The organism is Moritella sp. (assembly GCF_013215705.1).
GTDB lineage: Bacteria > Pseudomonadota > Gammaproteobacteria > Enterobacterales > Moritellaceae > Moritella.
In genome coordinates this window covers 67,054-80,513 of the sequence record NZ_JABSQR010000009.1, presented here as the reverse complement: position 1 = coordinate 80,513, position 13,460 = coordinate 67,054, and the positions used below count along the sequence as shown (strand labels likewise).

Below are 13,460 nucleotides of genomic sequence, written 5' to 3'. Positions count from 1 at the left end.
TGATGCTAGCAGAGTATCAGATATAAGTTAAAATAGTGGCTTAGCTAATATAATCATGAATGAATTTGCATAAAGCGTTACCCGGTTAATATTAAATATTATTTTTTTCAATTTTTGTCACAAGATCTCGCCATGCCGATACGCCGCGACTATTGGTTACTTTTTTCCCTCGGCTTTTTGCCTTTGCTGTCCATAGACCTTGGCCGTTAAAGCTGTAAATCGGTTTTAAATCTCGACGCAAACTGGTCGGTAATATCTGTGGATTAAAATTGTCTAATACCACCGTTTTTGCTGTTTTGTTCTCGGTATATAACAATACCATGTGCGGCTGATTAACCTTGAGATGGCGAACGTACATTAAGCGTAGTTTGTCTTCAGGGATGCCTAACGCGATCAAGCTAAAGAATTTAGCAATCACAAAATCTTCACAATCTCCCATGCCTTGACCAATGGTTTCGGCTGGTGAAGCCCAATAGTCATGTTTTTTCCATAATTCCCTATCGGTTTTGTAAATAATTTCACGATTAAAAAAATTATTTATTTTATTCACTTTATCCCACTCCGAGCTTAATTTTGATGATTCGAGCAGTGACTGCCAGCGTTTAGCTCTTGCAGTGGCATCATCACCATATTCCAATGCTAATTGGTGATAAAAATCATAACTAAAAGATTGGCTGATATATGCGGTGGCTGGAGAAGTGCTTAACGCGATAATCAACCAGGGTAAATACAGGTGTTTAGAAATCATGAATTATAAAGATCCATTCTGTCAGCTCAAATCATAGCTAAAATAATAGTAGAAAAAGCATAGCATATTAGTAAATCATCCCAAACACTCAAACTTATCTAATACTATATCAGGCGATTATTCCGTATTTGGCAGACGTGATGATTAATTGAAAATTAATTTAGAAATGTCAACTAATGCGCTGGTGATGTTGGGTTATGACGTTAAGTAATTGGGTGTTTTAATCTTTCTGTAACATACCTGTCGCTATATATGTCTTTGAACTATAGACAGTTTGATGCGTGTGCTGTAACGTATTTATGGCGCTGGTGATTTATCTTTGTCACGTTAATAGACAATTTAGAGAGTCTTAGTTGATGAATTTAGTTGTTGTTAAAGGCTCTGTTTATGAGCGAGTAAATGCGTTTCTGTTTTATATAATAACGTATGTATTAAATATGCAGCGTAAACGTTTGTTTTAGCGGTTTTGTAAAATTACAAATAATAGCGGTAGCGTGGCCGAATGTTTAACTTTACCTAGAGTCATGTCTTAACCTTACTAGAGAGTACATATCATGATCAAAAAATGTTTATTCCCTGCAGCTGGTTACGGCACACGTTTTTTACCCGCCACCAAATCAATGCCAAAAGAAATGATGCCTGTCGTCAATAAGCCGTTAATTGAATACGGCGTTGATGAAGCGATTGAAGCGGGTATGAACGGCATGTGTATTGTGACGGGTCGCGGCAAACATTCATTAATGGACCATTTTGATAAAAACTACGAGTTAGAAGATCAAATCAAGGGTACCAACAAAGAAGAGTTACTTGATGATATTCGTGAAATTATCGAATCGGCGCACTTTACTTACATTCGTCAAAGTGAAATGAAAGGTTTAGGTCATGCCATTTTAACGGGACGGGAACTTGTGGGTGACGAACCGTTTGCGGTGGTACTTGCCGATGACCTTTGTGTCAATGAAGGCAAAGGCGTGCTCGAACAAATGGTGGCACTGTACAAGCAATTCCGTTGTTCGATTATTGCCGTGGAAGAGGTACCTGCTGATGATATTCATAAGTATGGTGTTATTGCCGGTGACCAAATTCGTGACGATCTCTACCGTGTTACTGACATGGTAGAAAAACCCGCGAAAGGTACTGAACCAAGCAACCTTGCGATTATTGGCCGTTATATTCTGACGCCAGATATCTTTGAGTACATTGAGAATACCCAACCCGGTAAAGGGGGAGAGATCCAAATCACCGACGCATTATTAAAACAAGCGCAAGAAGGGTGTGTCATTGCATACAAATTTAAAGGTAAGCGGTTTGACTGTGGCTCAGTAGAGGGCTACATCGATGCGATCAACTACTGCTACGAAAACGTATATCTGCAAGATTCTAAAGCAGAATTAGGTAAAAAGAAAACCGAAAAGCAATCATAATAATTTAGGTTAGACACAGTAGTTTTAGACAAAACTACTGGCAATAAATGACAGCGGAGTCTGTCATCTTTATACATCAGGGACGTTTATGAATATTACGATAGCAGGGACTGGCTACGTTGATCTGTCGAATGCGGTGTTATTAGCCCAGCATAATAACGTGATAGCGTTTGATATTATTGCCGATAAAGTCGTATTAATTAACGACCGAAAATCACCGATTGCGGATGCCGAAATAGAAGACTTCCTCGCCAATAAAGCCTTAAACTTAACCGCGACGACCAATAAATATGACGCTTACGAAAATGCGGATTATGTCATTATTGCGACGCCGACAGATAATAATTATTTTGATACTTCATCAGTAGAAGCGGTTGGACTCGACCCACGTATCGGTAATCACTACAACAACCCCTCATTTGGTTATGGTGGTTATTGCTTACCTAAAGACCACATCGCTTTTTCTATTATCAATAAGCAGCCCAAAGTGGTGGGTATTTATCGCCTGATCATGAAAACTGGCTCGGATAATTTCCGCGCATCGTCTATTCAAGGCGTGATGAAACGGATTAAAGCGAAAGGCATTGAAGTGATTATTTATGAACCGGTGTTAAATGAAGATTCCTTCTTTAACTCTCAAGTGATTACTGATCTTAACGCGTTTAAAGCCATGTCAGATGTGATTGTATCGAACCGTATGGAAACAGCGCTGCAAGACGTGGTTGATAAGGTTTGTACGCGTGATTTGTTTGGTAGTGATTAATGATGACTGATTTAAAGCGTATTGATAAACCAGAAAACAATTTATTTAATTCTATTAAAGAAAATAAAATTTCTTATTTCAAAGTGACTTTGATGTGCTTAATTGTTTTTGAAAGTGATGGTCTTATTACAAAGTTAATTGGCTTTGATACGGTGTTAGGCGCTTGGCTATTCGCTTTTTCGATGATCTGTTTTTTATTTTTATCTGTATTTAGATTAGCTAGAGATAAAGATTTTTGTGAAATTAAGAGTTTTTACTATCCGATTTTGGCCTTTTTTGTTTTTTTTGTTGTGTCTTTTATATCTGCTAATTTCGTATTTGTGAAACCTATGAAGGATTGGCTTCCCTCTCTTTATGTTTTTTCTCCAATATTTGTTTTTTATTTTATGTATTTTTTTAAATATACGAGTAAAGAAATTATTTGGTCGTTTATATGGGTTGCAATATTAATATCTACTTTACTGATAATAGATCGAATCAGTAACTTGGCCTTCCTAGATGAATATCAAAGGCGTTCCGCTTTTTTTTCACTCGATGTAAGACGAATTGTTCTTCTTAAAAATGAGGTGATCTTTGGTTTTGTTGCTGTAGTAGCCCTTTTGATAACAGGGAGCAGAACTAAAAAAGAAAACCAAATTTTATTGATAACCGCTGGATTATTATTTTTAGTTCAAGCATTTATTATGGAGAGTCGCATGGGGTTTCTTGCTATGGGCGTTGCAACTCTTACACTTATGTATATTAAAGGGCTGACAAAGAAATCATTTAGATTATATGTGATGGTTTTTTTAGCTGTTGCATTCGTATTTCCAATTGTTTTTTCTGAACATATCGAAGGTTTATCAAATATGTCACTGCATGATTCAGAAAGTAATATCTATGTTCGTTTTGAAACAGTGTCACATTTCTATGATACATATATTCAAAGTGGAGGGTTGGGTATAGGTTCTATGTCTTCTAATGGTTCAATAAACAATATATTAAATTCAGAAGATCATAACAATATTGTAGATGCGGGTGCTTATTCGTCCTTATTTCAGTTTGGGCCTTTTGGATTTATAATATGGATAGTGTTTACTTTTCAGTCTATGAAAACATATTTTCAATACTACAGAAAAACCGATAATACAGATCCATACTCCGCTGCAACATATGCTTTTTTAATGTCATTTACATTATCGTTATTACCAATTAGCTTTTTTACTGCTTCCTGGTGTATCAGTATTGGTGGCGTATTACTTTATTTCATGTGGTTATTTCGAACTGAAATGATGAATGATCCAGATATTCAGTGATAGATTAGGAATGACACATATGCCTTCAAATTTTATTAAAAACACAAGTAAACTTTTAGTTGGAAATACTATTGGTCAAATAATTGGAATTATTGCGATCCCAATTATTACCCGTCTATATAGCGTAGAAGCCTACGGTGAGTTTTCATCTTTACTTGCGATAAGCCTTATTTTGGCGACGCTCTCTACGCTTAGTCTGCACTTAGCTATTTTAATTCCAAAAAGCGAAGACGAAGCTATTAAGATATTTAGGTTGTCTTTATCTCTTACTTACGTTTTTTGTTTGTTTATCAGTATAGCGCTCTATTTTTTTAATGAAGATGTAGTCTCTTTGTTAAAGATTAAATCTAATCCTTTAATTGTATATTCGATTCCACTGTTAGTTTTATTACAAAGTATTTATGTCACTATTACTTATTTGGGCGTTCGAGTTAAGGTTTTTGGTAAGGTTAGCACCTCGAAAGTAGTCGAGGGGATATCTGATAGAGGTATTGCTATTTTAAGTGGCTTTAGTGGTTATGCCTTTGTTGGTAATTTGATCTTAGCGAGAGTGATTGCAAGTGTGTTCGCTATTTTCTATTTACTACCAACATTAAAGCGTTATCAAGGTCAGAAAAATACAACTATATCCAATGGTTTTATTGTTACTAAATATAAGCGTTATCTGCAATACAATACTCCTTCAATGCTGTTAATTAATAGCATGTTACAGCTACCGGTTATAATTGTTGCCGCTTACTTTTCTTCCGTAGCCGCAGGGTTGTTTGCCATCGCTAATCGCTTGGTTAATATACCGGTTACAGCGCTTGGTAGTGCCATATCAAAAACATTTATGCAAAAAATTTCAGAAGATAAAGCTAATGATGATATAGATAAAATCAAGAAAAATACCAATGTTTTTTTTACGGTACTATTTGCTTTTTTATTGATCCCTTTTTCCGTGTTATCGGTTGTCGGTGATTCTTTATTTGTTATTGTTTTAGGCGACAAGTGGGGGGATGCCGGAGTCTTAGCCAGCTTTTTATCGTACTTTGCTATGTCGACACTGTTGGTACAAGCATTTGGTGGTTTATTCGATGTGATGAATAAACAACATACGCGTTTAATCTTTCATGTTGGTAACTTTTTCGTTCGAATTGGCACGTTACTTCTGTGTATTTACCTAGATTACGATTTAGCTAAAACAGTGCTTATATATGCCATAGCCTCTACGTTTATGAACGTTGTCGCTATGGGATTATTATTAAGGTGTGTGCAACAAGTACAATCACTGCTATCTGTACTTACCATTAATATAATGCCGCTAATTTTGTTTCATGTAGTTGCTGCAATCGTTATATCTTCTTTTGATAGTATTCTTCTAACTTACTCTTTAATTGCTGTACTCGCTATTTCATGGTTTCTGATTATTGGTGGTTTTAAAAAACTAAAACTGTTCAGAAAATAATATCTGAACAGTTATTTTAATTGTAAATTTATAGGAGTTAAATTTTGTCATTAAAAAGTAATTTGAAACAGATTTTACAAAAATCTCCTTTAATATGGGGCGTATATTATCGTACAAAAACTGAAATGTTGAGAGTCGTTAAGCTACGCTACTATTTGTATGATATCTCTCAAGACTATAAAGCCATGCATTGGACTGTGGCTAATGCAAAAAGATCAATTATTAGCTCAGAGCTGTTATTTCAATATCATAAATTAGAAAAAGGCTTAGTAATGCCTGGGCCTAAAAGGCTTTTTGGCTTAGCGCCAGCACGGGCGACAATGGTACTGATTAGTAAGTGGCAACGCACCGAAGTTGTTGATGAAAAAGATTCTATTTACCGTGGTGCCATTGGCACGCTGCAAAGTTATTACGATCGAATTGTTGATTACAAGCTAGATGCTAATAATGTTATTACAAACGAGCTAGAAACCTTTTTAACAACTTATAGTTGTGAACGAAGCGCATACAACACCCCTTGTGAAATAACACAACTCGATGTAGATGAAATAAATTACAGTGAGCAATTTTCATTATTAATGAATGCACGTAGAAGTGTCAGAGCATTTTCAGCTGAGCCAGTCGCTAGTGAGTTGCTTGAAAATGTTGTGCGTATAAGTCAATTATCACCTTCTGCATGTAACAGACAGCCGGTAAAGGTAACCATCGTCAGTGATCCTGTATTAAAACAAAAATTGTTATCCCATCAAAATGGTAATGTTGGCTTTGGTCACTTAGCGCCACATATCGCGGTAATATTGACTGATGCAAGTTGTTTTTTTGGCGCAACAGAGCGACATGAGCCCTATGTTGATGGTGGCTTATTTTCAATGAGTTTTATTTTAGCCTTGAAGTCACACAATATAAGTTCTTGCTGTTTGAACTGGTGTGTAAAACCTAAAGCAGATAAAGCCGCCCATAAACTTTTAGCGTTAGATCCTTCGTTACGAATTATTATGCTCATTGCTATCGGTTATGCACCAGATGAAACGCTAGTACCTAGATCACCCCGTCGTGATTTAGACGATGTTTTACGTGTTATTTAAATAAAGAGTGAAACGGTTATTTATAAAGGAATTACTTTAGAGGGCTATATGAAAAAAATTGGCATTGTTAATTATCATTACTCAAACCATAACTATGGTGCAGTGTTACAGGCGGCGGCTTTACATTGTTATGTGACAAATGAATTAGGTTATCAATCTGAACATATTAACTTTATGCCTAAAAGGGCTAAGGTTAAGTGGAAGGCTAAATTAAAAAGCCATATCAAAGCTATTTTGATGGATTTAGGCCTAAAAGAACAAAAAATAACACATGACTTATTTGTTAACCCTGAAATATTTCAAGAATTTAGAGATAAGTGGCTGCCGACAAGTGCTAAAACGTTTCACACTTTTGATGAACTTAGCCAAGCAGATTTAAGTTATAGCCATGCCATTGTTGGTAGTGATCAAGTATGGCGTCCGTCATATACAGGTAACTCTTCTTTAGTTTATTTTTTAGCATTTTTAGATGCGGGGGTTAAAAAAATTTCTTATGCGGCAAGTTTTGGTAATGATTTTTGGGAATTGAATAAAGAAGATACGGCTAAAATTGCCACCGAAATTCAATCTTTTGATGCTATTTCTGTAAGAGAAAAATCTGGTGTCGATATTTGTAAAAATACCTTCATGGTAAATGCTGAGCATGTATTAGATCCAACCTTATTAGTTGGTCGTGCCTTTTTTGATGACATTATCGGTGATAAATCAGAAGATTATACAGCCGATCTTGTTTACTACAAATTAGATGTTGACAGTGATTTTGAGGCGTTTATTAACAATGCTGCTGCAATATTAAACTTTACCGAGAAGAATATATATTATTCGTCAAAAGGGCGTTCACATTATTACAGGCCCGTTGATAGCTGGTTACGAAATATTAAAGAAAGTAAATTGGTTATTACCGATTCATTTCATTGTGTTTGTTTTGCTATTTTGTTTGAAGTTCCATTTATATATTACCCTAACGATAATAGAGGCTTAACTCGTCTAGAAAGTTTACTTTCGTTATTAGAGCTAACGCATCATATTTATCGTGGTGATGTTGACCCTGTTGAGTTAACTCAAGAGTTAATGAAAATTGATTATGCACAGGTAAATACAAAACTGGCCGAGCTTAGAGGCTCGTCAGCTACATTTTTGGCTGACGCATTAGCGTAATTTTACGACTTTAGACAAAACTGGATACACCGATGAAAGATATAGAAATAACTTTTATTATTAAAGCATTAAATGAAGAGCGTAATATTGCGGCGTGTATTGAGTCGTGTATAGGAGAAGCTAAATCCTATGCCAGTGAAATTATCTTGGTTGATTCATTATCAACAGATAAAACCATTGAAATAGCCAAACAATATCCAGTGAAAATTGTTCAGTTTGAAAATCAAGCTGATGTTGGTTGTGGTGCTGCACCCCAACTAGGTTATCAACATGCTTCAGGTGAATACTTGTATTTACTTGATGGCGATATGGAACTCTGTGAGGGATTTCTTGTTGAAGCAATGAAATACTTGCGTGAAAATTCACAAGTTGCGGGAGTTGCAGGAAAGTTGGTTGATACCCAATATATGTCAGACGAAGACAGAAGGCGAGCTGCCGTTTACGGAGAAATGTCATTGATTAAAAATGAAAAGCACTTAGGCGGCGGTGGTTTTTATCGTAAAAAGGCTATTGATAGCGTTGGCTACTTCTCTCATTCGGCACTGCTTGCACGAGAAGAATTTGAGTTAGGGGTTAGGTTATTGAGTCAAAATTGGTTGTTAAAACGTTTGCCAGTAAATTCGGTCATGCATACTGGGCATAGAGAAGGAAATTTACAGCGAATATGTCGTTTGTGGCGTAATGGCCGACTATTTGCCAATGGTGCGTTATTAAAAAGTGCCTTAGGTAAACCTTGGTTTAGTCTATGTGTAAAACATTTATGGTATTTATTTATGCCGCTAATTCTCAATGCTTTAATTTTAGCTGGTTTGGCCACTGTTAATTATTTTACACTGATTAGTGTTAGTGGCTCGATATTGATATTTATTGCTAGTTGGTTTGCTATTTTTATTATGTTTTCAGTGCGGAAAAAAAATATGAAAAGTGCAGCTAATACCTTATTAACCTGGCATGTAGGTTTTATCACGCTGTTGCTTTCTTTATTTATGCGTGTTGGTAAACCCAATTTGACGATACAAGGTAAGGTTTTTTAATTGAGGCATAGCAATTTCACATGTTTATTTCAAGGATGATTTATGAGTGTTTTTAAGTTAATTAAGTCTGATTTATATCGTTACCATGGCCGAGTGAATTTTTTACTTTTTCTTAAAAGTATTTTTTTTGTTAAAGGTTTTAAATTCAGTTTTTGGATGCGTTTAGCTAAATATTTAGAATACAATAAACTACTGCAGCTTATCCCTAAGTTGATGTTTATATACTATAAAAGGGTATTAGTTTCTGATATTCAATATCGAGCTAATATTGGCCCAGCATTTTGTATACGCCATGTATTTTCTACAACTTTTGGGGCTAATGTAATAATTGGTAGCAATTTTACTATTGTGCATAACGTAACAATTGCAGGTAAATCAGGTAAGTATCCAGTAATCGGCGATAACGTATATCTTGGCACCGGATGCTGTGTTTTAGGTGGCATAACTATAGGTAACAATGTAATTATTGGTGCTAATGCTGTTGTGACTAAAGATGTGCCTGATAATGCTGTGGTTGTGGGTAACCCAAGTAAAATTATATCGTATAAGGGGTCCTCTTCAATAATTGAAAACCCATACATATTAAATGAAGATATTTAAATGCATATTTTAACTCTAGGTACAGTTCAAAAAGGTGGTATAGATTCTGTAATACAGGGCTATATTGATAATGGTTTATTCGACAACAAAAAACATACCCGAATAGGATCACACGAGGGTAAAAGTAAATGGCATGATTTATATCTGTTTATATCCGCTACTTTCAAATTACTCTATTTTTGTATAAAAGAAAAAGACCTCATATTACACTGTCATATGTCGTATAAAGGCAGTTTTTTCAGAAAATTACTTTTTATTGCGATTGCTAAAGTATTTAACCACAAATCAATTGTTCATCTGCACGGTTCTGAATTCAAAGATTATTATGCAAGTAGTGGTCGTTTACGTAAAAAACTTATTCTTTGGCTTATCAAGTCGATTGATGAATTTGTGGTTTTATCGGATAGCTGGCAAAGATTTATTTTATCGATATCAAGTAGAAAAACATTGGTGATAAATAACTATGTTGATATTGAAAAGAAAGACCTTAAACGTAAAACGAATCACATATTATTTTTAGGTGCTTTTATTCCACGAAAAGGCATATATGATCTAATCAAAGCGGTTAGTAAATTACCTGACGATTGTCATTTGCATATTTGTGGATCAGGTGAAAACGAATATGTTCAAGAGCTTATTGATAAATTAAATATGAATGCCTCTATAACCAATCATGGATGGGTAAATATAGAACAAAAAACACAACTATTAAGTGAGTGTAGTGTATTTATTTTGCCGTCGTATAATGAGGGATTACCTATGGTGATCATCGAAGCTATGGCTTGCGAAATACCTATTATTTCAACGCCTGTTGGGGGCATTCCAGAGGTCATTATCGAAGGTGAAACTGGTTACTTGATCGAGCCTGGTGATATTGACGCTATTACAAACAAGCTTAACTATGTCTTTGAGAGTGACTGCCAAGTTACTAGGAAAGCAAAAGAATACTATTTAGCACATTTTTCGTCTAAAATAGTATTACCTAAATGGGAATGCTTATATTTTAGCCTTTTAAATAAAGAATCACTTTTGGGTTTGTCAAATGAACAAAAATAAAATATTAGCTATATCCTCACCTGGTGGTCACTGGGTTCAACTGTGCCGTTTATTACCACTTTTTGCATCAAATAATGTGGTGTATGCGTGCACTTATGAAAAACCAACTGAGTTATCTGACAGTGATAATTACTATGTTATTGGTGATATCAGCCGAGATACAATATCTCGACTATTTAATGTTGTGTCTGGCTTATTAAGTATATTAAGAAAAGAAAAACCAACACATGTTATAACAACGGGGGCATTACCCGGTTTAATTACAATTATTATCGCAAGACTACTTGGTTCAAAAACCATTTGGTTAGACAGTATCGCGAACTCCGAAAAAATATCATTATCAGGATTTGTTGCGTCGTATTTCGCTCATAATAGTTTTACGCAGTGGGAACACCTTGCGAATAAACGTACTCAATATATAGGAAGAGTTATATGATATTAGTTACTGTCGGAACTCAAATTCCTTTTGATCGTTTAGCGGAGAGTGTTGATGAATGGGTTCAATCGGTTAATCAGGTTCATCAGGTTCGTCAAATTGTAGCTCAAGTTGGTAAGTCAAAATTTAAATCTGATAATATGACAGTGTTTCAGTCTGTAGAACCAGAACAGTTTGAAAAATATATTTCTCAATGTAATGTTCTAGTATCGCATGCTGGAATGGGTTCTATTTTAACCGCTTTAAGAGTAAAGAAACCTATTATTATTTTCCCTCGAAAAGCATCACTGAATGAACACCGCAATGATCACCAACTAGCTACATCAGAATCGTTTGCTAATGTAGAAGGTGTATATGTCGCAAAATCGAAAGACGAATTATTTGATTTATTGAATAGAAAAGATGAGTTGGTCTCTGGTGGGCTTAATGATTCGGATGAATATATCAGATTGATAAACAATCTTGAAAAAATATTAGGGTGATTTTATTGATGTTGTCTTTTTCAAGGCGAAAATAACAGGCAAAGATAAACCATTTCAGCTTTATTTAATTTTACATAATCACAGTTGCGTTACTATTGCTGGAAATTGAAAGTTATCGGAAATGGAGGGGGCTATTTAAAAAATCGGTCCAAAGAAAGGAAATCATCATAATGATGAACGAATAAACATTTGTACACACTACTTAGATCTCACTTTATTTCACTAATACCACTTCAAACTAAAGCATTAGATAACTCTTATCCACTTCATTAATCCGTACCTTAATATGTTGATTTCACTCACACTTCATATGTACTCAATACCCGCTATGGTAGGGTTAAACTGTGTCTAAAAATAATGTAAACAAGTTGGGTATGCAGTATTAGCATACTAAATACCATTTAAATATTATCTGATTAGTATAATTAACCGTGTTGCTTTGTTGTTTAACATTAAGAAATAGTTGTTGTTAATTAAAGGATGTAATTACTTTTTTTCTCATTCATCGTTAATGAATTTTATTTATCAGTAGCATTTAAACTCACAATTAAGGGATTAAAATTAATTATGACTAAGTTCAATCACAGCACGCTAAGCGCTAAAAAAAGTGTCTTAGCGACGGCGTTGCTTGCAATATTTAGCCTGCCAACTATTGCAGCACCTGACAGCAGCACTGACACATACACGACTAAATCTGGTACTCAAGTCACGCCGTCACTAAGTATAGACGCTAAATACGATGATAACATTTATAACCAAACGAATAATGAAACAAGTAGTGCGGTATTAATTGTAGCACCTGCGATTAGTTTTAAAATTGATAATGGTATTAACACCCTCTCGTTTGATGTTGGCCTGAACGCTGGCACTTATGCAGAAAATGCGGATGATAACTATGTTGATGGTGACTTGGGTGTCGCTGTGCATATTGAAAATGGTAAATCACACCGTTTTGATTTTTCTGCGTCGATAGCGAGTATTTCTGAGCAACGTGGTTCGGGATTAAGTGAAGGTGCTTTTGATCCGAATGCGGACTTGATCCGTTATTCAGACCTGTTGTTAACCGCAACCTATGAATATGGTATGCGCAGCACGCAGGCGCGTATCGCATTTACCACTGAAGCAGGTACCATCGATTATAACAACAACAATGTGTTTGCTACCGCCGACAGCAACGTATCAAACAACTTATTGGGTACCACTTTTTATTACAATACCAACGCATTTACCGAAGTATCGCTGACCCTAAACGGTGATTACATTCGTTATGATACCGCATCACTAAAAGATTCTGATGTTTATAATGCGCTGCTGGGTTTGAAGTGGCAGAGTTCGTCAGTCATTACTCTCGATGGTAAGTTAGGTTTTGAATTTAAACAATTTGAGAACACTGCGATTGACGATTTTGATGGCTTAACTTGGGATATCGGTGCTAAGTGGCAACCGCTACGTTATACCTCTTTCTATCTGTCAACGACACAGGCTTCACAAGACCCTGATTCTGCAGATGGCTCTTACTTAGTAGAGCGTGATGTTGATCTATCTTGGGTTCACGCCTGGAGTTCAAAAGTTGATACCTCACTGGCTGTGACTTATCAACAAGACGAATATGAAAATGAAGCGAATAACCGTTTAGATGAATACTTGAAATATACCGCGGCTGTTGATTACTCATTTACGCAATGGTTAGACGCGTCGCTGTATGCTGAAATGATCAATAACGATTCTAACCAGCAAAACATTTCTTATGACAAATTTGTCACCGGTTTAAACCTTACATTTACCCTATAACATGTTCTGCGCGATAGTGATCATGACATGATTATTATTGCGCCACCGCTGTGTTTAATACACAGGTTGTTACCGACACAAGGATTGCGCTGATAGGTGCTGTCCTTGTAACTGCCCTCACGCCATTAATATAACCACATT

Annotated in this window: 13 protein-coding genes; 12 read left to right on the top strand and 1 reads right to left on the bottom strand. The window is 35.6% G+C overall.

Annotated elements, in window-relative coordinates; genetic code table 11:
- Positions 1 to 91 precede the first annotated feature (91 nt).
- Positions 92 to 748, bottom strand: coding sequence for a transglutaminase-like cysteine peptidase (locus tag HRT96_RS07350; RefSeq protein WP_293154389.1), 657 nt, complete (start codon positions 746 to 748; stop codon positions 92 to 94).
- 554 nt (positions 749 to 1,302) lie between these two features.
- On the opposite strand from HRT96_RS07350, the gene galU reads away from it, so the two are divergent.
- From galU to HRT96_RS07290, 12 genes are all read left to right on the top strand, one after another.
- Complete coding sequence (galU, locus tag HRT96_RS07345) at positions 1,303 to 2,172, top strand: UTP--glucose-1-phosphate uridylyltransferase GalU (protein WP_293154387.1); 870 nt, start codon at positions 1,303 to 1,305, stop codon at positions 2,170 to 2,172.
- A gap of 88 nt (positions 2,173 to 2,260) precedes the next feature.
- Positions 2,261 to 2,935 (top strand): UDP binding domain-containing protein, encoded by a 675-nt coding sequence (locus HRT96_RS07340; protein WP_293154384.1) that lies wholly within the window; start codon positions 2,261 to 2,263, stop codon positions 2,933 to 2,935.
- Positions 2,935 to 4,230, top strand: a complete 1,296-nt coding sequence (locus HRT96_RS07335; RefSeq protein WP_293154381.1) for an O-antigen ligase family protein — start codon at positions 2,935 to 2,937, stop codon at positions 4,228 to 4,230. Before HRT96_RS07340 ends, HRT96_RS07335 begins: the two co-directional genes overlap by 1 nt.
- 19 nt (positions 4,231 to 4,249) lie before the next feature.
- Positions 4,250 to 5,677, top strand: a complete 1,428-nt coding sequence (locus HRT96_RS07330; RefSeq protein WP_293154378.1) for a lipopolysaccharide biosynthesis protein — start codon at positions 4,250 to 4,252, stop codon at positions 5,675 to 5,677.
- Between the two features lie 44 nt (positions 5,678 to 5,721).
- Positions 5,722 to 6,762 carry a nitroreductase family protein gene (locus HRT96_RS07325; protein WP_293154375.1) on the top strand — a complete coding sequence of 347 codons (1,041 nt, stop codon included), beginning with the start codon at positions 5,722 to 5,724 and terminating at the stop codon, positions 6,760 to 6,762.
- A 48-nt stretch (positions 6,763 to 6,810) separates the two neighbouring features.
- Positions 6,811 to 7,920: a polysaccharide pyruvyl transferase family protein gene (locus tag HRT96_RS07320; RefSeq protein WP_293154371.1), complete on the top strand. Its 1,110-nt coding sequence runs from the start codon at positions 6,811 to 6,813 to the stop codon at positions 7,918 to 7,920.
- A 32-nt stretch (positions 7,921 to 7,952) separates the two neighbouring features.
- Positions 7,953 to 8,954, top strand: a complete 1,002-nt coding sequence (locus tag HRT96_RS07315) for a glycosyltransferase family 2 protein (RefSeq protein WP_293154368.1) — start codon at positions 7,953 to 7,955, stop codon at positions 8,952 to 8,954.
- Between the two features lie 42 nt (positions 8,955 to 8,996).
- Complete coding sequence (locus tag HRT96_RS07310) at positions 8,997 to 9,554, top strand: serine O-acetyltransferase (RefSeq protein WP_293154365.1); 558 nt, start codon at positions 8,997 to 8,999, stop codon at positions 9,552 to 9,554.
- The gene (locus tag HRT96_RS07305) at positions 9,555 to 10,610 is read left to right on the top strand and encodes a glycosyltransferase family 4 protein (RefSeq protein WP_293154362.1); all 1,056 of its coding nucleotides are present in this window, start codon (positions 9,555 to 9,557) and stop codon (positions 10,608 to 10,610) included. It abuts the gene before it with no gap.
- Entirely contained in the window at positions 10,597 to 11,046 is a 450-nt protein-coding gene (locus tag HRT96_RS07300) for a hypothetical protein (protein ID WP_293154359.1), read from the top strand. The genes HRT96_RS07305 and HRT96_RS07300 overlap by 14 nt, the downstream gene beginning before the upstream one ends.
- Complete coding sequence (locus tag HRT96_RS07295; RefSeq protein ID WP_293154356.1) at positions 11,043 to 11,528, top strand: glycosyltransferase; 486 nt, start codon at positions 11,043 to 11,045, stop codon at positions 11,526 to 11,528. Before HRT96_RS07300 ends, HRT96_RS07295 begins: the two co-directional genes overlap by 4 nt.
- A gap of 567 nt (positions 11,529 to 12,095) precedes the next feature.
- Positions 12,096 to 13,319 (top strand): outer membrane beta-barrel protein, encoded by a 1,224-nt coding sequence (locus HRT96_RS07290; protein WP_293154353.1) that lies wholly within the window; start codon positions 12,096 to 12,098, stop codon positions 13,317 to 13,319.
- The last annotated feature ends 141 nt before the right edge of the window (positions 13,320 to 13,460 follow it).

Coding starts and splice junctions, on each gene's coding strand:
- HRT96_RS07350 (WP_293154389.1), bottom strand. CDS start 748: ATGATTTCTAAACACCTGTATTTACCCTGGTTGATTATCGCGTTAAGC.
- galU (WP_293154387.1), top strand. CDS start 1,303: ATGATCAAAAAATGTTTATTCCCTGCAGCTGGTTACGGCACACGTTTT.
- HRT96_RS07340 (WP_293154384.1), top strand. CDS start 2,261: ATGAATATTACGATAGCAGGGACTGGCTACGTTGATCTGTCGAATGCG.
- HRT96_RS07335 (WP_293154381.1), top strand. CDS start 2,935: ATGATGACTGATTTAAAGCGTATTGATAAACCAGAAAACAATTTATTT.
- HRT96_RS07330 (WP_293154378.1), top strand. CDS start 4,250: ATGCCTTCAAATTTTATTAAAAACACAAGTAAACTTTTAGTTGGAAAT.
- HRT96_RS07320 (WP_293154371.1), top strand. CDS start 6,811: ATGAAAAAAATTGGCATTGTTAATTATCATTACTCAAACCATAACTAT.
- HRT96_RS07315 (WP_293154368.1), top strand. CDS start 7,953: ATGAAAGATATAGAAATAACTTTTATTATTAAAGCATTAAATGAAGAG.
- HRT96_RS07310 (WP_293154365.1), top strand. CDS start 8,997: ATGAGTGTTTTTAAGTTAATTAAGTCTGATTTATATCGTTACCATGGC.
- HRT96_RS07305 (WP_293154362.1), top strand. CDS start 9,555: ATGCATATTTTAACTCTAGGTACAGTTCAAAAAGGTGGTATAGATTCT.
- HRT96_RS07300 (WP_293154359.1), top strand. CDS start 10,597: ATGAACAAAAATAAAATATTAGCTATATCCTCACCTGGTGGTCACTGG.
- HRT96_RS07295 (WP_293154356.1), top strand. CDS start 11,043: ATGATATTAGTTACTGTCGGAACTCAAATTCCTTTTGATCGTTTAGCG.
- HRT96_RS07290 (WP_293154353.1), top strand. CDS start 12,096: ATGACTAAGTTCAATCACAGCACGCTAAGCGCTAAAAAAAGTGTCTTA.